The 18,447-nt window shown below is 67.7% G+C and carries 22 protein-coding genes; 15 read left to right on the forward strand and 7 right to left on the reverse strand.

From position 1 onward, the window contains the following. Genes ahbB (WG898_RS06800) through WG898_RS06820 form a run of 5 tightly spaced genes read left to right on the forward strand, consistent with a single transcriptional unit; the run spans window position 1 to window position 4,843 of the window. On the forward strand, window positions 1-1,041 hold the full coding sequence (gene ahbB / locus WG898_RS06800) for a siroheme decarboxylase subunit beta (RefSeq protein WP_339601999.1): 1,041 nt from the start codon (window positions 1-3) through the stop codon (window positions 1,039-1,041). After that, complete coding sequence (locus WG898_RS06805) at window positions 1,034-1,540, forward strand: Lrp/AsnC family transcriptional regulator (RefSeq protein ID WP_339602000.1); 507 nt, start codon at window positions 1,034-1,036, stop codon at window positions 1,538-1,540. Before ahbB (WG898_RS06800) ends, WG898_RS06805 begins: the two co-directional genes overlap by 8 nt. Then, on the forward strand, window positions 1,533-2,021 hold the full coding sequence (ahbB, locus tag WG898_RS06810; RefSeq protein WP_339602001.1) for a siroheme decarboxylase subunit beta: 489 nt from the start codon (window positions 1,533-1,535) through the stop codon (window positions 2,019-2,021). Before WG898_RS06805 ends, ahbB (WG898_RS06810) begins: the two co-directional genes overlap by 8 nt. Window positions 2,022-2,025: 4 nt before the next feature. Next, window positions 2,026-3,291: a heme d1 biosynthesis radical SAM protein NirJ gene (nirJ, locus tag WG898_RS06815; RefSeq protein WP_339602002.1), complete on the forward strand. Its 1,266-nt coding sequence runs from the start codon at window positions 2,026-2,028 to the stop codon at window positions 3,289-3,291. 1 nt (window position 3,292) lies between these two features. After that, on the forward strand, window positions 3,293-4,843 hold the full coding sequence (locus WG898_RS06820) for a cytochrome D1 domain-containing protein (protein ID WP_339602003.1): 1,551 nt from the start codon (window positions 3,293-3,295) through the stop codon (window positions 4,841-4,843). 58 nt (window positions 4,844-4,901) lie between these two features. Here the strand turns inward: WG898_RS06820 and WG898_RS06825 are convergent, their stop codons facing one another. The 4 genes from WG898_RS06825 to WG898_RS06840 form a co-directional block, all read right to left on the reverse strand. Beyond that, on the reverse strand, window positions 4,902-5,228 hold the full coding sequence (locus tag WG898_RS06825; protein ID WP_339602004.1) for an antibiotic biosynthesis monooxygenase family protein: 327 nt from the start codon (window positions 5,226-5,228) through the stop codon (window positions 4,902-4,904). Window positions 5,229-5,260: 32 nt separating this feature from the next. Next, on the reverse strand, window positions 5,261-5,464 hold the full coding sequence (locus WG898_RS06830; RefSeq protein ID WP_339602005.1) for a hypothetical protein: 204 nt from the start codon (window positions 5,462-5,464) through the stop codon (window positions 5,261-5,263). A 79-nt stretch (window positions 5,465-5,543) separates the two neighbouring features. Then, on the reverse strand, window positions 5,544-6,350 hold the full coding sequence (locus WG898_RS06835) for a hypothetical protein (RefSeq protein WP_339602006.1): 807 nt from the start codon (window positions 6,348-6,350) through the stop codon (window positions 5,544-5,546). 127 nt (window positions 6,351-6,477) lie between these two features. Beyond that, window positions 6,478-7,017 carry a DUF924 family protein gene (locus WG898_RS06840; protein ID WP_339602007.1) on the reverse strand — a complete coding sequence of 180 codons (540 nt, stop codon included), beginning with the start codon at window positions 7,015-7,017 and terminating at the stop codon, window positions 6,478-6,480. A 219-nt stretch (window positions 7,018-7,236) separates the two neighbouring features. On the opposite strand from WG898_RS06840, the gene WG898_RS06845 reads away from it, so the two are divergent. From WG898_RS06845 to WG898_RS06870, 6 genes are all read left to right on the forward strand, one after another. Next, window positions 7,237-8,922, forward strand: a complete 1,686-nt coding sequence (locus WG898_RS06845; protein WP_339602008.1) for a cytochrome D1 domain-containing protein — start codon at window positions 7,237-7,239, stop codon at window positions 8,920-8,922. A gap of 70 nt (window positions 8,923-8,992) precedes the next feature. Next, window positions 8,993-9,595: a NapC/NirT family cytochrome c gene (locus WG898_RS06850; protein ID WP_444718916.1), complete on the forward strand. Its 603-nt coding sequence runs from the start codon at window positions 8,993-8,995 to the stop codon at window positions 9,593-9,595. Window positions 9,596-9,612: 17 nt separating this feature from the next. Beyond that, entirely contained in the window at window positions 9,613-10,482 is an 870-nt protein-coding gene (locus tag WG898_RS06855; protein WP_339602009.1) for an ethylbenzene dehydrogenase-related protein, read from the forward strand. A gap of 14 nt (window positions 10,483-10,496) precedes the next feature. Beyond that, window positions 10,497-10,859 carry a plastocyanin/azurin family copper-binding protein gene (locus WG898_RS06860; protein ID WP_339602010.1) on the forward strand — a complete coding sequence of 121 codons (363 nt, stop codon included), beginning with the start codon at window positions 10,497-10,499 and terminating at the stop codon, window positions 10,857-10,859. A gap of 116 nt (window positions 10,860-10,975) precedes the next feature. Then, the gene (locus tag WG898_RS06865; protein ID WP_339602011.1) at window positions 10,976-11,497 is read left to right on the forward strand and encodes a hypothetical protein; all 522 of its coding nucleotides are present in this window, start codon (window positions 10,976-10,978) and stop codon (window positions 11,495-11,497) included. 9 nt (window positions 11,498-11,506) lie between these two features. After that, window positions 11,507-11,917 (forward strand): SirB2 family protein, encoded by a 411-nt coding sequence (locus tag WG898_RS06870; RefSeq protein ID WP_339602012.1) that lies wholly within the window; start codon window positions 11,507-11,509, stop codon window positions 11,915-11,917. A 35-nt stretch (window positions 11,918-11,952) separates the two neighbouring features. Here the strand turns inward: WG898_RS06870 and WG898_RS06875 are convergent, their stop codons facing one another. The 3 genes from WG898_RS06875 to WG898_RS06885 form a co-directional block, all read right to left on the reverse strand. Continuing rightward, the gene (locus WG898_RS06875) at window positions 11,953-13,560 is read right to left on the reverse strand and encodes a S8 family serine peptidase (protein WP_339602013.1); all 1,608 of its coding nucleotides are present in this window, start codon (window positions 13,558-13,560) and stop codon (window positions 11,953-11,955) included. An 84-nt stretch (window positions 13,561-13,644) separates the two neighbouring features. Beyond that, window positions 13,645-14,532 (reverse strand): 1-acylglycerol-3-phosphate O-acyltransferase, YihG family, encoded by an 888-nt coding sequence (gene yihG / locus WG898_RS06880; protein ID WP_339602014.1) that lies wholly within the window; start codon window positions 14,530-14,532, stop codon window positions 13,645-13,647. Window positions 14,533-14,560: 28 nt separating this feature from the next. After that, window positions 14,561-14,962, reverse strand: coding sequence for a putative zinc-binding protein (locus tag WG898_RS06885; RefSeq protein ID WP_444718917.1), 402 nt, complete (start codon window positions 14,960-14,962; stop codon window positions 14,561-14,563). A 119-nt stretch (window positions 14,963-15,081) separates the two neighbouring features. On the opposite strand from WG898_RS06885, the gene WG898_RS06890 reads away from it, so the two are divergent. Genes WG898_RS06890 through ccoG form a run of 4 tightly spaced genes read left to right on the forward strand, consistent with a single transcriptional unit; the run spans window position 15,082 to window position 18,446 of the window. Beyond that, window positions 15,082-15,363 carry a DUF2249 domain-containing protein gene (locus tag WG898_RS06890; protein ID WP_339602016.1) on the forward strand — a complete coding sequence of 94 codons (282 nt, stop codon included), beginning with the start codon at window positions 15,082-15,084 and terminating at the stop codon, window positions 15,361-15,363. Between the two features lie 14 nt (window positions 15,364-15,377). Beyond that, entirely contained in the window at window positions 15,378-16,553 is a 1,176-nt protein-coding gene (locus WG898_RS06895) for an NnrS family protein (RefSeq protein WP_339602017.1), read from the forward strand. Window positions 16,554-16,563: 10 nt separating this feature from the next. Then, entirely contained in the window at window positions 16,564-17,031 is a 468-nt protein-coding gene (locus WG898_RS06900; protein ID WP_339602018.1) for an RrF2 family transcriptional regulator, read from the forward strand. Between the two features lie 44 nt (window positions 17,032-17,075). Beyond that, the gene (gene ccoG, locus WG898_RS06905) at window positions 17,076-18,446 is read left to right on the forward strand and encodes a cytochrome c oxidase accessory protein CcoG (protein ID WP_339602256.1); all 1,371 of its coding nucleotides are present in this window, start codon (window positions 17,076-17,078) and stop codon (window positions 18,444-18,446) included. Window position 18,447: the final 1 nt, after the last annotated feature.

Genomic DNA, 18,447 nt, shown 5'->3' on the forward strand with positions numbered 1-18,447 from the left:
ATGGACCAGAGCACAGACCTGGATGCCCGCCTGCTGAACGACTGGCAGCAGCGCTTCCCTCTCGACAGCAAACCCTTCGAGACGCTGGCTCGGCAGCTCGGTTGCGGCGAGGGTGAAGTGGTGCTGGCCAGGCTGCGGCGCTTGCAGGCGGGCGGCAGCATCTCGCGTATTGGCGGCATCTGGAACCCCGGCGCAGGCGGCGCCGCGCTGCTGTGCGCGATGGCCGTACCGCCGCAGCGCCTGGACGCGGTGGCGGCGCTGGTGAGCGCGCATCCGGGCGTCAACCACAACTACGAGCGCGAGCATGCCTACAACCTCTGGTTCGTGCTTACCGGTCACGACAACGAGGCATTGGAGCAGGCCCTGCATGAGCTGGAGCGCCGCAGTGGCCTGCATGTGCTGCGCCTGCCCATGCAGCGCGCCTATCGCATCAACCTGGGCTTCGACCTGCAGCAGCCGGGCCGGGGCGGCTGCGCCTCGCGCGTGGAAGGCCTCACGCGCAGCCGGGCCGAGCCGGTAGCCAGCGCCGACATGGGCCTGGCCGCCCTGGTGGAAGACGGGCTGCCGCTGCTGCAGCGCCCCTACGCGGCCTGGGCCGAGGCGCTGGGCTGGCCCGAGGAGCAGGTGCTGCAGCGCCTGCAGCAATGGCTGGATCAGGGCACGCTGCGCCGCTTCGGCGTGGTGGTACGCCATCACGAGCTGGGCATCTCGGCCAACGCCATGTGCGTGTTCGATGTCGCCGACGAGGCGGTGGACGAGCATGCGGCCCTGCTGGCGCGACAGCCCGGCGTGACCTTGTGCTACCGCCGTGCGCGCGGCCCCGGCTGGCCCTACAACCTCTATTGCATGCTGCATGGCCGCGAGCGCGACGAGGTGCTGCACTGGCTGGCCTGTGCGCGCAGCAATGCTGGCCTGGAGAACTGCAGCCAGGCCGTGCTGTTCAGCCGCCGGCGCTTCAAGCAATGCGGCGCGCGCTATTTCCGTGCCATCGCCGCCGGGCAGGGCGGCAGCAACTTGGAGGCGAGTTTTTCTCATGCATGAACCCGAGGACACCCCGCCGCTGCCGGCGCACCTGGACGCGCTGGATGCTGCCCTGATCAACCGGCTGCAGGTAGATCTGCCCCTAGTGCCGCGACCCTTTGCCGCGCTGGCGGAGGACTTGGGCTGCAGCGAGACGCAGCTGATCGCGCGCCTGCAGCGCCTGCTGGCGCAGGGCACGCTGAGCCGCTTCGGCCCGATGTTCCAGATCGAGCGCGCCGGCGGGCGCTTTGTGCTGGCTGCCATCGCCGTGCCCGAGGCGCGCTATGCGGAGGTGGCCGCGCTCGTGAACGCGATGCCCGAGGTGGCGCACAACTACCGGCGCGAGCATGCGCTGAACATGTGGTTCGTGCTGGCCACCGAAAGCCCCGCCGAGATCGCCACGGTGTGCGCGCGCATCGAGGCCGCCACCGGCCTGGCGGTGCTGACCTTTCCCAAGGAACGTGAATACCACGTGGGCCTCTATCTTGAGGCCCGCGCCGAGGAGGGCTCGCATGTCTGAGCAAACGCTGAGCCGCATCGAGCGCCAGCTCATCGCCGCCACCCAGCACGGCCTGCCCCTGCTGGAGCGACCCTTCGAGGCGGTGGGCGCGGTGCTGGGCTTGAGCGAGGACGAGGTGATCGCGCAGTTGTCGCAGATGCGCGAGCGCGGCCTGATACGCCGCATCGCCGCCGTGCCCAACCATTACCGGCTGGGTTATGTGGCCAATGGCATGACGGTCTGGGACGTGGACGACGCCCAGGTGGACGAGCTGGGTGCGCGCATCGCCGCCCAGCCCGGTGTGAGCCACTGCTACCGCCGGCCACGGCGGCTGCCGGCCTGGCCCTACAACCTGTTCGCCATGCTGCATGGGCGCAGCCGCGCCGAGGTGGCGCAGCAGGCCGAGAAGCTGCGCGCCCTGCTGGGCCCGGCCTGCCGCGGCAGCGACATCCTCTACAGCACGGCGATCCTGAAGAAGACCGGCCTGCGCATCAAGGAATAGCCTCATGCTAAGAATCAGCCAATACCTGCGTGAAGTGGCCCAGGCCGAGCGCGAGGGCGTGTATCCGGTGGCGGCGAGGCGGGGAACTTCGAACGGGCCCCTCGGCCCGGTCGGGCCGGTCGTGATCTGGAACCTCACGCGCCGCTGCAACCTCACCTGCAAGCATTGCTACGCGCTCTCGGCCGACCATGAGTACCCGGGCGAGCTGAGTTTTGCCGAGGTCGAGACGGTGATGCAGGATCTGCGCGCCTATGGCGTTCCGGTGCTGATACTGTCCGGCGGCGAGCCGCTCTTGCGCCCCGATATCTTCGAGATCGCCGCGCGCGCGCAGGCGCTGGGCTTCTACACCGCGCTCTCGACCAACGGCACCTTGATCGATGCCCCCATGGCCACGCGCATTGCCGCGCAACAGTTCGACTATGTGGGCATCAGCATCGACGGCACGCGCGCCACGCACGACAAGTTCCGCCGCCTGGAGGGCGCTTACGACGCCTCGCTGACGGCGATCCGCCTGCTGCGCGAGCAGGGCGTCAAGACCGGCCTGCGCTACACCTTCACCGACCTGAACGGCCAGGACTTCCCGGCCCTCTTGCAGCTGATGCGCGACGAGCAGGTCGACAAGTTCTATTTCTCCCACCTCAATTACGCCGGCCGCGGCAATATCCACCGCGGCCGCGACGCCCACTTTCAGGCCACCCGCGAGGCCCTGGACCTGCTGTTCGAGACGGCCTGGCGCGATGCGCAGGACGGCATCGCCAGAGACTACGTGACCGGCAACAACGACGCCGATGGCGCCTACCTCTTGCGCTGGGTGGCCGAGCGTTTTCCGCAATGGGCGGCACCCTTGCGCGAGCGCCTGGTGGCCTGGGGCGGCAATGCCTCGGGCGTGGGCGTGGCCAATATCGACAACCTCGGCGTGGTGCACCCCGACACCATGTGGTGGCATTACCCGCTGGGCAATGTGCGCGAGCGGCCCTTCTCGCAGATCTGGAGCGACCGCAGCGACCCGCTGATGGACGGGCTCAAGACCCGACCCCGCCCGGTGCAGGGGCGCTGCGCCGAATGCCAGTATTTCGCCCTGTGCGGCGGCAACACCAGGGTGCGCGCCCAGCAGATCACCGGCGATCTCTGGGCCGAGGATCCGGGCTGTTATCTGGACGATGCCGAGATCGGCCTGTCGGGCGAGGCCGCGGCGCGCCTGAGTGCGCGCGTGCAGCTGCAGCCCTTCAAGCACCGCGCCAAGACCATCCCCATCCAGGCCGAGATTTGATATGAGTACCTTGCTGAAGATCTGCATCAAGCTGGGCCTGGCCCTGGGCCTGGCCGCACTGGGGCTGGACTATGGCCGCGCCCAGCCCGCGCCGAGCGTCGATGCCGCCGCAATCTACCAGCAGTATTGCGCGGCCTGCCATGGCGAGAAGCGCCTGGGCGCCATGGGCCCGGCCCTGCTGCCCGAGAGCCTGGAACGTCTGCGCCGGCCCGAGGCCCTGAAGGTGATTGCAGAGGGCCGGCCGGCCACCCAGATGCAGGGCTTTGCCGCACAGCTCGGCGAGGCCGAGATCAAGGCCCTGGCCGCCTATATCTACCAGCCGGTGCTGCCCGCGCCGCAGTGGAGCGATGCCGACATCGAGGCCTCGCGCACGTTCGACGCCGCCAGCCGCCGCTGGCCGGCGCGCCCGCAATGGCAGGCCGACCCGATGAATCTGTTTGTGGTGGTGGAGGGGGGCGACCACCATGTCAGCCTGGTGGATGGCGACAAGTTCGAGCCCGTGCACCGCTTTGCCAGCCGCTACGCCCTGCATGGCGGGCCCAAGTTCAGCCCGGATGGCCGTTACGTCTACTTCGGCTCGCGCGACGGCTGGATCAGCAAATACGATCTCTGGAACCTCAAGCTGGTGGCCGAGGTGCGCGCCGGCATCAATATGCGCAATGTCGCGGTCAGCGCCGATGGGCGCTGGGTGATGGCGGCCAACTACCTGCCGCACACGGTCGTGCTGTTCGATGCCGATCTGCAGTTGGTGAAGCGCCTGGATGCCAGGACTCAGGACGGCCGGCAGAGCTCGCGCGTGTCGGCCGTCTACGACGCCGCGCCGCGGCGCAGCTTTGTGGTGGCGCTCAAGGACGTGGCCGAGCTCTGGGAGCTCTCCTACGACGCCGCCGCAATGCGCAAGCCCGCGGAGTTGACCCCCCAACGCACCGCGTTGGACGAGCCGTTGGACGATTTTTTCTTTGACGACAGCTATGCCCATGTGCTGGGCGCCGCGCGGCCGCGCGCCGATGGTACGGCCATGCTGGGCCAGGTGGTGAACCTGGACGCGCGCCGCAAGATCAGCAGCCTGCCGATTGCCGGCATGCCGCATCTGGGCTCGGGCATCAGCTTCGACTGGCAGGGCCGGCGCCTGATGGCCAGCCCCAATCTGAAGGATGGCCGCATCAGCGTGATCGACCTGAAGGACTGGAGCCTGGTGCGCGAGATCGCCACGCCCGGCCCGGGCTTCTTCATGCGCAGCCATGCCAAGAGCCGCTACGCCTGGACCGACTCCATGATGGGCGGACCGGCCGTGCGCGACACCATGAGCATCATCGACAAGCAAACTCTTGAAGTGGTGGCCCAGGTGAAGGAGGCCGGCAAGACGCTGGCCCATGTGGAGTTCACCAAGGACGGCCGCTATGTGCTGGCCAGCCTGTGGGAGCAGGACGGCGCCCTGATCGTCTACGACGCCGCCAGCTTCAAGGAAATCAAGCGCCTGCCGATGAGCAAGCCGGTGGGCAAGTACAACGTCTGGAACAAGATCAGCCGGGAAGAGGGCACCTCGCATTGAGGGGCGATGCGCCGAAGGTCTGGCTGCGCTTTGCAGGCAAGACCTTCCGCCGAACTCGCTAGCGCTCCCAGTACTCGCCCATGTTCTCCTCAAGCGCAGTCAGGCGTTCGCAGGCGCGATCCAGGGCCGCGTAGTCGGCAGCGAAGCGGGCGCGGAAGGCCGCATGTGCCGCGGCGCTGCGCCAGCGGTCGATGGTGAGGTAGCGGTTCGGATCGGCCTGGTCCTGCAGCAGCAGGGTGCCCATATAGCCCTCGGCCCTTCGGAACAGGGCTTCCCACGCGCCGCCGGGCCCGTAGGCGCGCAGGAATTCGGCACGGCGCTCCGGCGCGATCAGGAACGCCCAGACGTAGACGTAGCGGGCGGTCGGCGCGTCTTCACTCGACATGGTGACCTCTTTGCCCACGCAATGGCCGCAAGCTAAGGCCGGTAAAAATAGGGGATCGCGCAGAGCACGATGCCCAGCGCCACCAGGCTCGGCAGATTGCTGACGAAGTAGGGGAACACCGCCAGCGCGATGCCGCACAGCAGCGGCACCGGCTTGCCCTGCTTCTTGCCATAGACGAAGAAGCCTGCGCCGATGGCGCCGAACAGCAGGCCCCAGAAAATGCTTGCGGTGTCCATGCGGCATTTTCACCTGTCGACGGCGCGCTGCCTGCTTCCTCGCGACCAGGCCGCCGGCCCAGGCCTGGCGGCCTCGTGCTCAGTCCATACGGCAGAGCAGGAATTTGCCGGTCGAACCGTACACCGCTTCGAGCACGGTGCCGCCGGTGACGCCGGGGAAGTTGACCTCGGTGCCGCCGCTGGTGCTGCTCCAGTCGGCGGCATGCAGGTAGACGACGTTGCCGTCCTTGTCGGTGTCGATCTCGTCGTCCACGCTGCCCGACCAGCTCAGGCCCTTGACCACGCCGCCCTTCTGGTAGCTGTCGCTGAACATGCCGATGAAGGGCTCGATGCCGAAGTCGCAGTCGTCACCCTTGTTCACGCCGGCCACGCCATCCGAGGAGCTCACCGTACCGGCCAGCATGGGCAGGCGCGCGGCATGGCGGTGCGCCGCCAACCAGGCGTTGATGGGGTCGAACACGGCCAGATTGTCCTGCGCGACCACCGAGGCCTTGCAGTTGAAGTAGCGCATGCCACCACCCGCCTGGCTGGCCGCCGAGGGGCAGAGCTTGACCAGGGCCGCGGCGGGTACCGTGGGGCCGGCTTTGGCAAAGCTCGACGCAGGCGCAGGCGCAGGCGCAGGCGCAGGTGCAGGTGCAGGTGCAGGTGCAGGTGCTGGTGCAGGTGCAGGTGCTGGTGCTGGTGCTGGTGCTGGTGCTGGTGCCGGCGCGGGTGCTGGTGCCGGCGCGGGTGCGGGTGCGGGTGCTGGTGCGGGTGCGGGTGCGGGTGCAGGTGCAGGCGCAGGCGCAGGTGCAGGTGCAGGTGCATCGGCGCCGCCGCCACAGGCGGCGAGGCCGGCGCAGACGGTGGTGGCGGCCAGCAGTTGCAGCAGGGGCTTGGAAATCATGGTGTGCTCCAGTCGTGGTTGGCCGGCGCTCCATGCGCCGTACCCTGGAATACGCAGCGTTCCAATGCCAAACGGCTCATGCGCCGGCGCAACGCGTGGCGGCGGCCGGCTCGCCCCGGCCGCCGGTTCAGAAGCTCGAGCCGGCCTGCTGGAGGAACTCGAGTTCCTCGGCCGTCGAGACGCGGCCCAGCACGGCATTGCGATGCGGGTAGCGGCCGAAGCGGTCGATGATGGTCTTGTGGCGCAGCTCGAACTGGTAGTTGTCGTCCAGCGCATGTTCGCGGTAGAGCTGCTCGGCGCACTGATGCACCAGGCGCGACTCGCTGTGCATGTAGGGCAGCAGCAGGAAGCCGCGCTCCACCCCGCTCAGGGGCGCCAGCTCGCCACGGCTGACCGCCTCCTGCGCCAGTACCAGGGCCATGCCGTCCTGGGCGAAGGCCTGCGGGCTGCCACGGTAGACATTGCGCGAGAACTGGTCCAGCAGCACGATCTCGGCCAGGCGCCCACGGGGCTTGCTGCGCCAGGCCTCGCATTCGCCCTGGGCGGCGCGCCGCAGCAGCTCGCCGAAGCGCTCGCGTATCAGCGCATCAAAGGCCGGATCGGCGGTCCACCAGGCGCGGTGCGGCGTTTCCTCAAACCAGAAGCGCAGGATGTCTTGGTGCGTCATGCGATACCTCCATGGGCTTGCAGCATAGCGGCCCGCCAGCGTCGAATTGCTTGAACCAGTTCAAGGACGTTCGCGCCCGCTGCGCCGACCATGGCGCTGCCCGATGCGAGGAACAGCAGCCCCCCGGCGGGTCCATCCCAAGAGACGCAATGTCGAGATGGTGTTCGAGCTGCCAGGGTCGCCCGGATGTGGCGGCCCGACCTGACGGAGTGCATAAAGATGACGACCCAGAACCTGTCCCGGCTCGCTGCGGCCCTGGTGGCGACGCTGGCGTTCGGTGCGCATGCCCAGTCTGCCGCTACCGCGCCGGCCATGAGCCAGGCCGAGATGGAAGTCGGCAAGAAGATCTACTTCGAGCGTTGCGCCGGCTGCCATGGCGTGCTGCGCAAGGGCGCCACCGGCAAGAACCTGGAACCCCAGTGGACCAAGAAGGCCGCCGACGGCACGGTGCAGGAGGGCGGCACCCTGAAGCTGGGTACCGCGCGCCTGGAGAAGATCATCGGCTTCGGCACCGAAGGCGGCATGGTCAACTACGACGACATCCTCAGCAAGGATGAGATCAACATCATGGCGCGCTACATCCAGCAAAAGCCCGATGTGCCGCCCGAGTTCAGCCTCAAGGACATGGAGGCTTCGTGGAAGCTGCTGGTGCCGGTGGCGCAGCGCCCCACCAAGCAGCTCAACAAGATCAATCTGAAGAATGTGTTTGCCGTCACCCTGCGTGACACCGGCAAGCTGGCCCTGATCGACGGCGATACCAAGCAGATCTGGCAGATCCTGGACACCGGCTATGCGGTGCATATCTCGCGCACCTCGGCCTCGGGCCGCTATGTCTACACGGTGGGTCGCGACGGCCTGGTGACGCTGATCGACCTGTGGTTCGAGAAGCCCACCACGGTGGCCACCATCCGCATGGGTTCGGATGCCCGTTCGGTGGATACCTCCAAGTTCAAGGGCTATGAGGACAAGTACCTGATCGGCGGCAGCTACTGGCCGCCTCAGTACTCCATCATGGAAGGCGAGACCCTCAAGCCGATCAAGGTCGTTTCGACCCGCGGCATGACGGTCGATGGCGAGTACCACCCCGAGCCGCGCGTGGCCTCCATCGTGTCCTCGCACATCAAGCCCGAGTGGGTGGTGAACGTGAAGGAAACCGGCCAGATCCTGCTGGTGGATTACAGCGACATCAAGAACCTCAAGACCACCACGATCGAATCGGCCAAGTTCCTGCACGACGGTGGCTGGGATGCCAGCAAGCGCTACTTCCTGGTGGCCGCCAACGCCTCCAACAAGGTGGCCGCGGTGGACACCCAGACCGGCAAGCTCGCGGCGCTGGTGGATACCGCCAAGATTCCGCACCCGGGACGCGGCGCCAACTTCATGCACAGCAAGTACGGCCCGGTGTGGGCCACCGGCCACCTGGGCGGTGCCGCGGTGTCGCTGATCTCGACCGCCTCCGACAAGAAGGAGCATGCTGCCTACAAGCAGTACAACTGGAAGGTCGTGGAAGAGCTGAAGATGCCGGGCGCGGGCAATCTGTTCGTCAAGACCCACCCCAAGTCCAAGCATCTGTGGGCCGACCTGCCGATGAACCCCGAGCGTGAGAACGCCGAGTCGGTGTACGTCTACAGCCTGGCGGACCTGAGCAAGACCCCGGTCAAGCTCGACGTGGCCAAGGATTCCGGCCTGCCGGAAACCAAGGCGCTGCGCCGCGCCGTCCACCCCGAGTTCAACGAGGCGGGCGACGAGGTCTGGATCTCGCTGTGGGGTGGCAAGACCGACCAGTCGGCCATCGTCATCTACGACGACAAGACGCTCAAGCTCAAGAAGGTGATCACCGATCCGAACATGATCACCCCGACGGGCAAGTTCAACGTCTGGAATACCCAGTTCGACATCTATTGAAGATGCCATGAGGCCAGCGGTCGGCGCGGTGCCGGCCGCTACCAAGCCTCGTTAGCAAGAGGACCCCGTCGTGGCCCCATCCAATTCCCAGCCCTCGCGCCTGGCGCGCCTGTGGCAAGCGCTGCGCCGGCCCAGCAAGCTGTCGCTGCTGTCGCTGCTCGGCATCGGCATCGTCACCGGTGTCGTCCTCTGGGGCGGTTTCAACACCGTCGTCGAGGCCACCAACACCGAGGCGTTCTGCACCAGCTGCCATGAGATGCGCGAGAACGTCTACAAGGAATATTCAGAGAACACCATCCACTACACCAACCGCACCGGCGTGCGGGCTACCTGCCCGGACTGCCATGTGCCCAAGGCCTGGGGCGCCAAGATGTGGCGCAAGGTACAGGCCTCGCGCGAGCTTTATGGCAAGGTGATGGGCACGGTGGATACGCGCGAGAAGTTCGAGGCCAAGCGCCTGGAGCTGGCTCGCCACGAGTGGGCGCGCATGAAGGCCAACGACTCGCTGGAATGCCGCAACTGCCACACGCTCAAGAGCATGGATACCGAGAAGCAGAAGCCGCGTGCCAAGAAGTCGCATGAGCTGGCGGCCAAGAACAACGAGACCTGCATCGACTGCCACAAGGGCATTGCCCACCACAAGCCCCAGGGCATGAGCGAAGAAGACGAATAGCGCAGAAGGAAATCACTATGCACAGCATCCCCCGCATTGCAAGTCTGGCCGCCGCCGCCTTGCTGGCCACCGGTTCGGCCTGGGCTTCAGGGCCCGACTGGAGCAAGGTCGCCGCCACCAAGATCACCGTGTTCTACCCCGGCGCCGCGCCGATGGAGTGGATCAGCAAGGGCACCGAGCACGGTGGCGCGCGCGCGCTGCGCAAGGGCGAGAGCTGCGCCAGCTGCCACCATGCCGAGACGGCCGACATGGGCAAGAAGATGGCCAGCGGCCAGAAGCTCGAGCCCAAGCCGCTCAAGGGCAAGGCCGGCTCGATTCCGGTGAATGTGCAGGCCGCCCATGACGGCAGCAATCTGTACCTGCGCTTCAGCTGGAAGCAGCCGCCCTCGGGCGGTGGCGACAAGATGGACAAGGACAACGCCGTCAAGCTGGCCTTCATGCTGGAAGACAACAAGGTGCCGCAGGCCAATCTCTCGGGCTGCTGGGAGACCTGCCACATCGATGCGCGCACCATGCCCGAGGCGAGCGACGACAAGAAGACCAAGTATGTGAAGGATGGCAGCCTGGCCAGCGGCAAGTTCTACGACCTGCTGCAGTGGACCAGCAAGGGCGGCAAGAGCGACGGCTATGTGGCCGACAAGCGCGTGATGGAGGGCGGCAAGGCCCTCGTCGAGGCCAAGGGCGAGAAGAAGGGCGACGAATGGGTGGTGGTGTTCACCCGTAAGTTCAGCGGTGGTGAGGGCGATGTGGCCCTGGCCGCTGGCAAGAGCGTGAACTTCGGTTTCGCGATCCACGACGACCATGCGATCGGCCGCTTCCACCATGTCTCGCTGGGCTACACCCTGGGTCTGGACACCAAGGCCGACATCACGGCAGCCAAGTTCTGAACCTGACGGCGGTCATGAGCGGCAAGCAGCAGCAACAAGCCCGCCGCCGCTGCTTGGTGCAGCTGGCGTCGCTGGGCGCGCTGCCGCTGCTCGGCCCGCGCGGCGGCATGGCGGCGCCGGCGGCGGAGGTGGTGGTCGATATCCGCGACTACCGCTTCATGCCGGCCGAGCTGTCGGTGCCGGTGGGCACGCTGGTGGTCTGGACCAATAGCGAAAAGCGCACCACCCACTCCATTCTGTTCGCCGAGGAAGGCCTGGAATCCGAGCGCCTGTTCCCGGGCGAGCGCTGGCAGCGCCGCTTCGAGCGGCCGGGCCGCTACCCCTATCGCTGCGGGCCTCATCCGGAGATGACCGGCCTGGTGGAGGTGCTGGCTTGATGAGAGCCGCTTTGGCCCGCTTGTGTTGCCTATTGCTTCTGCTTTGCACCACGGCGCTGCATGCCGATTCCGGGCTCACGCTGCCGGGCGGCTTGGCTGCCGTCCCGCCTGAGCACATGGCGCGTAGCGCCGACGGCGCATGGTTGCTGCTTGCCAGTGGCAATCAGCTGCTGCTGCTCGACGCCGAGGGCTTGCGGGTCCGGCGCAGCTATGCCTTGGCGAGCCGTGATGGCCGCGCAGTCAGCACCCTGGCGGCGCTGCGCACGGCCGCGCTGAGACGCAGCTTTGTGTTGGCACTGCGCGACCTGCCCGAGCTCTGGGAGATTTCCTACGACCCTCACGCTGAAGACTTCTACGAGGGCCTGGTGCACGACTTCCGCATGGGCGAGGGCGTGGCGCAGCGCGGTTTTCTGGGCGTGCGGCGCATCGCCTTGCCGCAGCCGCTGCGCGAGTTGGTGCTGAGCGCCGACCAGGCCGAGGCCCTGGGGCGCGGCGCGGACGGCGCTGAGCTGCAGGTGGTGAATCTGGATGTGCGGCGGCGTGTTGCGGCGCTGCCCCTGGCCGAGGGCCTGCGGCGCTATGGATTGACCTTGAGCGCCGACGGGGCGCGACTGCAGGGGCCGGCAGCGATGCGATGATGCCAGCCCATGAGCTTTTTGCTGCAAATCCTTCAGTCCAACTACCCCCTCATCAAGCAGCTGCACATCGGCCTGGTGAGCTGTAGCGGCACGCTGTTCGCGCTGCGCGGACTGGGCGTGCTGGCCGGCGCCACCTGGCCCATGCGGGCCTGGGTGCGCCGGCTGAGCGTCTGGATCGATGTGCTGCTGCTCGGCGCCGGCGTCAGCCTCTGGACCCTGCTGGGCCTGCATCCGGCGCGCGAGCATTGGCTGGGCGTCAAGCTCATGCTGCTGCTGGTCTACATCGTGCTGGGCAGCATCGCGCTCAAGCGTGGCCGCACGCGCGGCCAGCGGGCCCTGGGCTATCTGGCGGCGCTGGCGGTGTTCGGCTTCATGGTGACGGTGGCGCGCGCCCACCATCCGCTGGGGTGGCTGGCCTGACGCGCAGTTAGGGCGTCAGGCCAGCGAACCAGCCTTCAGTTGTTGCCGCAACCGGTCTGTGCCAGGCGGTCGTAGGCGGCCTTGGCCTGCACCAGGCCGAAGCCGTACTCGGCGTCCTTGCCCGGCTTGCCCAGCTCCTGCGCGCTGGCGTTCAGCACCTGGCGGATCTGCTTGGCGCTGCACTTGGGGAAATGGCTCCACACCAGGGCGGCGACGCCGGAGACATGGGGCGTGGCCATCGAGGTGCCGTTGAAGTAGGCGTAGAGGGCCGGGTCCGGCACCACGCTGACGGTGGCGGCCTGGCCGGTCAGGCCCATCAGCACGGCGCCGTTGGCGTCGGTGGTGCCGATCGAGGGGATGGTGGTGGGCGCGCCGCCCAGGGTGCCGAACAGCATGCCGGGGCGGTTGTTGTAGACCACCGCCGCCACGCCGCCGCTGTTCTGGCAACGCGTCACCTTCTCGGCAAAGCTGACCAGGCCGCGCTTGATCAGGCAGACCTTGCCCGCAGCGCCGGCATCGTTCGCGGTGCCGAGACCGAAGTCATAGAGTGCCGCGGTGGCGCTGAGCCGGGGTGAGCCGGTCATGGCCGCCGCCGCGTAGTCCGTGCCGGCCACCGAGAGCTGGCCCAACGACTCCAGATTGGGCGGGATGGTCGACAGCGTCGCCACGCCCGGCGCGGCGATCTCGACATCGTTGTTGACCTGGGAGAAGCCGGCATGCGCCTTGTTGGCGTCCAGCGCGGCCACCGACATCACTTCCTCGTAACCGGCCGGGTAGGAGGTGCTGGTATCGCCATCGTTGCCGGCGGCGGCGATCGTCAGCACGCCTTCGTTGAGCAGGGCACGGAACACGCGGCGCTCGGCCTGGCTCGGGTCGCCGCCGCCCAGCGACATGCTGATGATGTTGGCGCCAGCGTCGGCACAGCGTGTCACCGCTTCCATCACCGTCGAGGAGGAGGCCGAGCCGGTGGCGTCGAACACCTTGGCGATGTGCAGCTTGAGCTTGCCGCCGGGGTTCACGCCCACCACGCCAATGCCGTTGCCGCCCACGCCAGCAATCGTGCCGGCCACATGGGTGCCGTGCGCGTTTTCGTCGCTGTCCCAGGTGCCGGAGGCGGTCAGGTTGACACCGCTCAGATTGGCCGAGTTGGCGGCCAGATCGGGATGGCCGCGGTCAATGCCCGAGTCCACGATGCAGAGCTTGCGGTTGCCGCTGAGGGCGTCGGTGAGCTGGTTGGCCTGCACCATCGCAATGCCGTAGGGCAGCATCTCGGTGCCCGAGGTCGGCGTGTCCACCGCCGTTGATTGCGGCTGGACCATGCCTTCCATGGTGCGGGACGGCACGCCCAGCAGGCGGCGTTCCACATCGGGCTCGACGAAATCGACATTGGCGCTGGCCTGCAGGGCGGCCACGCCGGCCGCCGGCAGGCGCACCGCGAAGGCGCTGGCGCGACCGATTTCACGCGTGATCTTGCCGCCGGCATTCAGCACCTCGGCGCGCACGGTGGCGGCCTTGCCGGCCTTGTAAGCGACGATCATGGCGTCCGGGCCGGGGGCAGCGGCCAGCGCTGCGGCGCTCGACATGGCCAGCAGCAGCAGCGTCGTGGCGCTGTGGATGGCCGACAGTTTCTTGGGCATGCTCATGGCGGGCCTCGATGAATGTGGTAGAGGCTGTTACTTTCGCCATGGTGATGCGCCAGGTCTATTCGGGCAATCCGCGCCCCCCGTTCAGGGTGGGGGGCTGCGCTTGAGCAAGGCCGCCATCAGCGCGTCCTTCTCGCTCCACTGCTTCTTGATCCACATGGAGATGCCGGCGCGCAGGCGCTTGTCTTCCATCGGGTTGCCACCCACCAGTTCGGGGGGGATGGGGCGCTGCTGCACCCGCACCTGCACGGGGCCGCAGCGACCGCACAGCAGGTCCCAGAACTTGGGTGTGCCTTCGGGGTAGACCAGGGTCACGTCCAGCAGGGCCTCAAACTGCTCGCCCATGGTGGCCAGGGCCATGCCCAGCGCGCCGACCTTGGGCTTGAGCAGGTGCTGGTAGGGGCTTTTCTGTTCGGCATGTTTGGCGGCGGTGAAGCGCGTGCCCTCGACGAAGTTGATCACCGTGGTCGGGATGGTCTTGAACTTCTCGCAGGCCTTGCGCGTGGTGGCCAGATCGGCCGCTTGCGAGCCGGCGCTGCGGCCGCGCTTCATGAAGGGGAAGTCCAGCGCCCACCAGGCCAGGCCGATCACCGGCACCCACTTCAGTTCCTGCTTGAGAAAGAACTTCAGAAAGGGGATGCGGCCGTGGAAGACGCGCTGCAGCACCAGGATGTCGACCCAGGTCTGGTGATTCGGCGAGACCAGGTACCAGCCGCGCCGGTGCAGGCCGTCCACGCCCTGCACGTCCCAGGTCTGCGGGTTGAGCACCCGTATCCAGGCGTTGTTGACGGCCACCCAGCCCGAGGCGATGCCGTTGAGCGCCAGGTCGCAGGGCTTGCGCACGAAGCTGAGGGGCAGCAGCAGCTTGAGCAGGGCCGGCAGGATCATCAGAGTGACGCCGGTGACGGTGTTGATGGCCAGCACGATGGCGGCAAGAGTGCCCAGCAGGGGGGCAGGCAGTAGACGTAGCATGGGCCGAACTGTAGCCTGAGCTGTGGGCTCAGGCCCGCTCGCTCTGCAGGTCGCGCGCCGTCTGGGAGAGTTGCTCGAACAGCTGATCGGCCAGCGCCTGGTCGAAGTCGGTGCGGTAATGTTTGCGCACGCCCATCTCGTGCAGACGGATGTGGTGGGTCGGCGCCAGCCCCTGCTGGGCCAGGCAGGCCTTGGTGCAGGCCAGCACGCAGCCGTCCAGGGCCAGCATCGGTCGACCCGACGCCGCGGCTTCGCGCGCCTTGCGCACCAGGTTGGGCACGCCACCGCCCACGCCGGCGATGCAGGACATCTCGGCCAGGCCGGCGCGATCCAGGCGCAGCGCCAGGTGATTGGCCAACTGGGCGGCGTCGGAGCAGCCTGAGCAGCTGTACACCAGGGGGAGGGCAGGGGCAGCGGACATGGCCGCCATGCTGCCGATGGCGTGCAGGATTTGGCTTGAGGCAGATCAAAAGTTGCATCTTGAATATTGCTTTAGGCGCAGCGCTTGGCGACAATAGCTATATCGCAAATGCAACTTTAAGGACGACCATGACCGTTGCCTCCACCCCTGCCGCCGAAGTGATCGATGTGCGCCTGATCGCGCCGCACGAACGCCACGCGCGCATCTTCGAGGCTTTCCAGGCCCTGCCCGTGGGCAACTGGTTCTACCTGCTGAGCGACCACGAGCCTGTGCCCCTGCGCCAGCAGTTTCAGGCCCAGTGGCCCGGCCAGTTCGACTGGGAGGCTTTGGAAACCGGCCCGGCGCAATGGCGCCTGCGCATCAGCCGCAAGCCCGCCGGCAAGAGCTGCTGCGGCTGCTGCGGCGGCTGATCATGAGCAACACCATGTTCATTCGTATCGAGGAACCACCCCGTCCGGCCGTGCGTCGCCTGGCGCTGTGGGACCTGGGTTTCCGGCCCTTCTACCTGCTGGCGGCGCTGCTGGCGGCGCTGTCGGTGCCGCTCTGGGCGTTGCAGTTCTCGGGCCTGCTGGCGCAGCCGGTGCTGCGCGGCTCGCTCTGGCATGCGCATGAGATGGTGTTCGGCTACGCGCTGGCGGTGGTGATCGGCTTTCTCTTCACCGCCGGACGCAACTGGTCGGGCCAGCCCACGCCCACCGGCAAGCCCCTGATGGCGCTGGCGGCGCTGTGGCTGCTGGCGCGCGTGCTGGTGCTGAGCCCATGGCTGTGGGCCTCGCTGCTCCTGAACCTGGCCGTGCCGTGGGCGGCCGCCTGGGGCTTGTGGCGTGCCCTGCACGCCGCCGGCAACAAGCGCAACTACTTCTTCGTCGGCCTGCTCGTCGCCATGGGCCTGGCCAGCGTGGCCGTGCATCTGAGCCAGGCCGGCCTGCTGCAGCTGCCCGGTGTCCATATCGGCCTGGACCTGGTGCTCTTCATGATTGCGGTGATGGCCGGCCGCGTCGTGCCCATGTTCTCCAACAACGGTGTGCCGGGCATGCGGGCCACACGCCAGCCCCAGGTGGAAAAGGCGGCGCTGGGTTCGGTGCTGCTCTTGCTGGTGCTGGATCTGCTGGCCGTCGAGGGCGCGCTGCTGGCCGCCGCACTGCTGGCCGCCGCGCTGGCCCAGGGCCTGCGCCTGGCGCTGTGGCAGCCCTGGAAGAGCTGGCGCAATCCCCTGGTGTGGGTGCTGCACCTGGCCTATGCCTGGCTGCCGGTGCACCTGCTGCTGCGCGCGGCCGCCACGCTGGGCTGGATCGCGCCGGGCCCGGCCACCCATGCCCTGACCCTGGGCGTGATCGGCCTCATCACCCTGGGCATGATCACGCGCACCGCGCTGGGCCACACCGGCCGGCCGCTGAAGGCCGGGCGTATCGAGATCAGCGCCTACCTGAGCATGCTGCTGGCGGCGCTGCTGCGCGTCTTTCTGCCGCTGCTGGCGCCCGCCAGCCTGATGCTGAGCGTACAGCTCGCGGCGGCGCTGTGGAGCCTGAGCTTCGTGCTCTACCTCTGGCGCTACACACCCTTGCTGCTGCGCCCGCGCCCCGACGGCCAGCCCGGTTGAGAATCAGCTCATGCGACTCACCACCATGACCGACTATGCGCTGCGCCTGCTGATCTATCTCGGCCAGCACCAGGATAGGCTGTGCACCACCGCCGAGATCGCCGCGGCCTACCAGATATCCGAGGCCCATCTCACCAAGATCACCCACCAGCTGGGCCAGCAGGGCTTCATCGCCACGGTGCGCGGCAAGGGCGGCGGCATGAAGCTGGCGATGAGTCCGGCCAGGCTGAGCCTGGGCGACCTGGTGCGGGCGGTGGAGCCCGACTTCCAGTTGGTCGAATGTCTGGGCAGCGGCAACAGCTGCTCGCTCACCGGCGCCTGCCGCCTCACCAGCGTCTTCAAGGACGCGCTGGCCGCCTTCCTGGCCGAGCTTGACGGGCACAATCTGGCCGACCTTCTGCAACCCGCCACGGCCAAGCGCCTGGCCAAGATCAGCCTGCCTTCCTCACGCGAAGTGCGCGCCCCCAGCTCCCAGTGAAGTCTCCCGCCAAAGTCATTCCGATCGCGCCGGTCGCCACCTCGATGTATGTGGCCGAGGCCAAGGTCTATCCGCGCGCGGTCAGCGGCCGCTATGCCAACTGGCGCTGGATCATGCTGGCGCTCACGCAGGCCTTCTTCTACGGCATGCCCTGGCTGCAATGGCAGGGCCGCCAGGCGCTGCTGTTCGACCTGGACGCCGGGCGCTTCTATGTGCTGGGCCTGGTGCTCTATCCGCAGGACTTCATCTACCTGGCCGCCCTGCTGGTGATCAGCGCGCTGGCGCTGTTCTTCTTCACCGCCCTGGCCGGGCGGCTGTGGTGCGGCTATGCCTGCCCGCAGACCGTCTACACCGAGATGTTCATGTGGCTGGAGCGCCATACCGAGGGCGACCGCCAGGCCCGCATGCGCCTGGATGCCGCGCCCTGGGGGGCCGAGAAGCTGGCGCGCAAGAGCGCCAAGCATGCCAGCTGGGTGGCGCTGGCCCTCGTCACCGGCTTCAGCTTCGTCGGCTACTTCACGCCCATTCGAGAGCTCGGCGCCAGCCTGCTGCGGCTGGGGCTCTCGCCCTGGGAATGGTTCTGGGTGCTGTTCTACGCCGGCGCCACCTATGGCAATGCCGGCTGGCTGCGCGAGCAGATGTGCAAGTACATCTGCCCCTACGCACGCTTCCAGAGCGCGCTGATCGACGCCGATTCGCTCATCATCACCTACGACGAAAAGCGCGGCGAGCCGCGCGGCTCGCGCGCCCGCAAGGTCGAGGCCCTGGGCCAGGGCCAGCACCATGGCGACTGCGTCGACTGCACCCTGTGCGTGCAGGTCTGCCCCACCGGCATCGACATTCGCAAGGGTTTGCAGAACGAATGCATAGGCTGCGCCGCCTGCATCGACGTCTGCGACCAGGTGATGGACAAGGTCGGCGCGCCGCGCGGCCTGATCCGCTACGCCACCGAGAACGGTGTGCGGCAGCAATGGACGCCGCGCCAGATGCTGGCGCGCGCGCTGCGGCCGCGCGTGCTGATCTATGGCTCGGTGCTGCTGGCGCTGTGCATAGGCTTTGCCACCAGCCTGTGGAGGCGGCCCGACTTCCAGGTCGATGTGCTGAAGGATCGCAACACGCTGGCGCGCCAGGTCGAGAACGGCGAGATCGAGAACGTCTATCGCCTGCAGCTGATGAACCGCACCGAGCGGCCGCTCGCCCTGCGCATCGAGGTCGACGGGCTGGACGGCCTGTACCGCGTGGGCCCGGCCGAGGTGCTGCTGCCGCCCGCCGCCATCCATGCCCAGGTGCTGCAGCTGCGCCTGCCGGCCGAGCAGGCCGCGCGCCTGGGCAGCGGCTCGCGCCCCATCCACTTCCGGCTTGCAAGCCAGGGCGCGCGGGTCGACAGCAGTGCCAGCTTCTATCTGCCGCGCTGAG

It is taken from the genome of Paucibacter soli, assembly GCF_037482845.1.
GTDB classification, from domain to species: domain Bacteria; phylum Pseudomonadota; class Gammaproteobacteria; order Burkholderiales; family Burkholderiaceae_C; genus Paucibacter_B; species Paucibacter_B soli.

Excerpts from the sequence above, each read along its gene's own strand:
- ahbB (WP_339601999.1), top strand. The coding sequence starts at position 1 with ATGGACCAGAGCACAGACCTGGATGCCCGCCTGCTGAACGACTGGCAG.
- WG898_RS06805 (WP_339602000.1), top strand. The coding sequence starts at position 1,034 with ATGCATGAACCCGAGGACACCCCGCCGCTGCCGGCGCACCTGGACGCG.
- ahbB (WP_339602001.1), top strand. The coding sequence starts at position 1,533 with ATGTCTGAGCAAACGCTGAGCCGCATCGAGCGCCAGCTCATCGCCGCC.
- nirJ (WP_339602002.1), top strand. The coding sequence starts at position 2,026 with ATGCTAAGAATCAGCCAATACCTGCGTGAAGTGGCCCAGGCCGAGCGC.
- WG898_RS06820 (WP_339602003.1), top strand. The coding sequence starts at position 3,293 with ATGAGTACCTTGCTGAAGATCTGCATCAAGCTGGGCCTGGCCCTGGGC.
- WG898_RS06825 (WP_339602004.1), bottom strand. The coding sequence starts at position 5,228 with ATGTCGAGTGAAGACGCGCCGACCGCCCGCTACGTCTACGTCTGGGCG.
- WG898_RS06830 (WP_339602005.1), bottom strand. The coding sequence starts at position 5,464 with ATGGACACCGCAAGCATTTTCTGGGGCCTGCTGTTCGGCGCCATCGGC.
- WG898_RS06835 (WP_339602006.1), bottom strand. The coding sequence starts at position 6,350 with ATGATTTCCAAGCCCCTGCTGCAACTGCTGGCCGCCACCACCGTCTGC.
- WG898_RS06840 (WP_339602007.1), bottom strand. The coding sequence starts at position 7,017 with ATGACGCACCAAGACATCCTGCGCTTCTGGTTTGAGGAAACGCCGCAC.
- WG898_RS06845 (WP_339602008.1), top strand. The coding sequence starts at position 7,237 with ATGACGACCCAGAACCTGTCCCGGCTCGCTGCGGCCCTGGTGGCGACG.
- WG898_RS06855 (WP_339602009.1), top strand. The coding sequence starts at position 9,613 with ATGCACAGCATCCCCCGCATTGCAAGTCTGGCCGCCGCCGCCTTGCTG.
- WG898_RS06860 (WP_339602010.1), top strand. The coding sequence starts at position 10,497 with ATGAGCGGCAAGCAGCAGCAACAAGCCCGCCGCCGCTGCTTGGTGCAG.
- WG898_RS06865 (WP_339602011.1), top strand. The coding sequence starts at position 10,976 with ATGGCGCGTAGCGCCGACGGCGCATGGTTGCTGCTTGCCAGTGGCAAT.
- WG898_RS06870 (WP_339602012.1), top strand. The coding sequence starts at position 11,507 with ATGAGCTTTTTGCTGCAAATCCTTCAGTCCAACTACCCCCTCATCAAG.
- WG898_RS06875 (WP_339602013.1), bottom strand. The coding sequence starts at position 13,560 with ATGAGCATGCCCAAGAAACTGTCGGCCATCCACAGCGCCACGACGCTG.
- yihG (WP_339602014.1), bottom strand. The coding sequence starts at position 14,532 with ATGCTACGTCTACTGCCTGCCCCCCTGCTGGGCACTCTTGCCGCCATC.
- WG898_RS06885 (WP_444718917.1), bottom strand. The coding sequence starts at position 14,962 with ATGGCGGCCATGTCCGCTGCCCCTGCCCTCCCCCTGGTGTACAGCTGC.
- WG898_RS06890 (WP_339602016.1), top strand. The coding sequence starts at position 15,082 with ATGACCGTTGCCTCCACCCCTGCCGCCGAAGTGATCGATGTGCGCCTG.
- WG898_RS06895 (WP_339602017.1), top strand. The coding sequence starts at position 15,378 with ATGTTCATTCGTATCGAGGAACCACCCCGTCCGGCCGTGCGTCGCCTG.
- WG898_RS06900 (WP_339602018.1), top strand. The coding sequence starts at position 16,564 with ATGCGACTCACCACCATGACCGACTATGCGCTGCGCCTGCTGATCTAT.
- ccoG (WP_339602256.1), top strand. The coding sequence starts at position 17,076 with ATGTATGTGGCCGAGGCCAAGGTCTATCCGCGCGCGGTCAGCGGCCGC.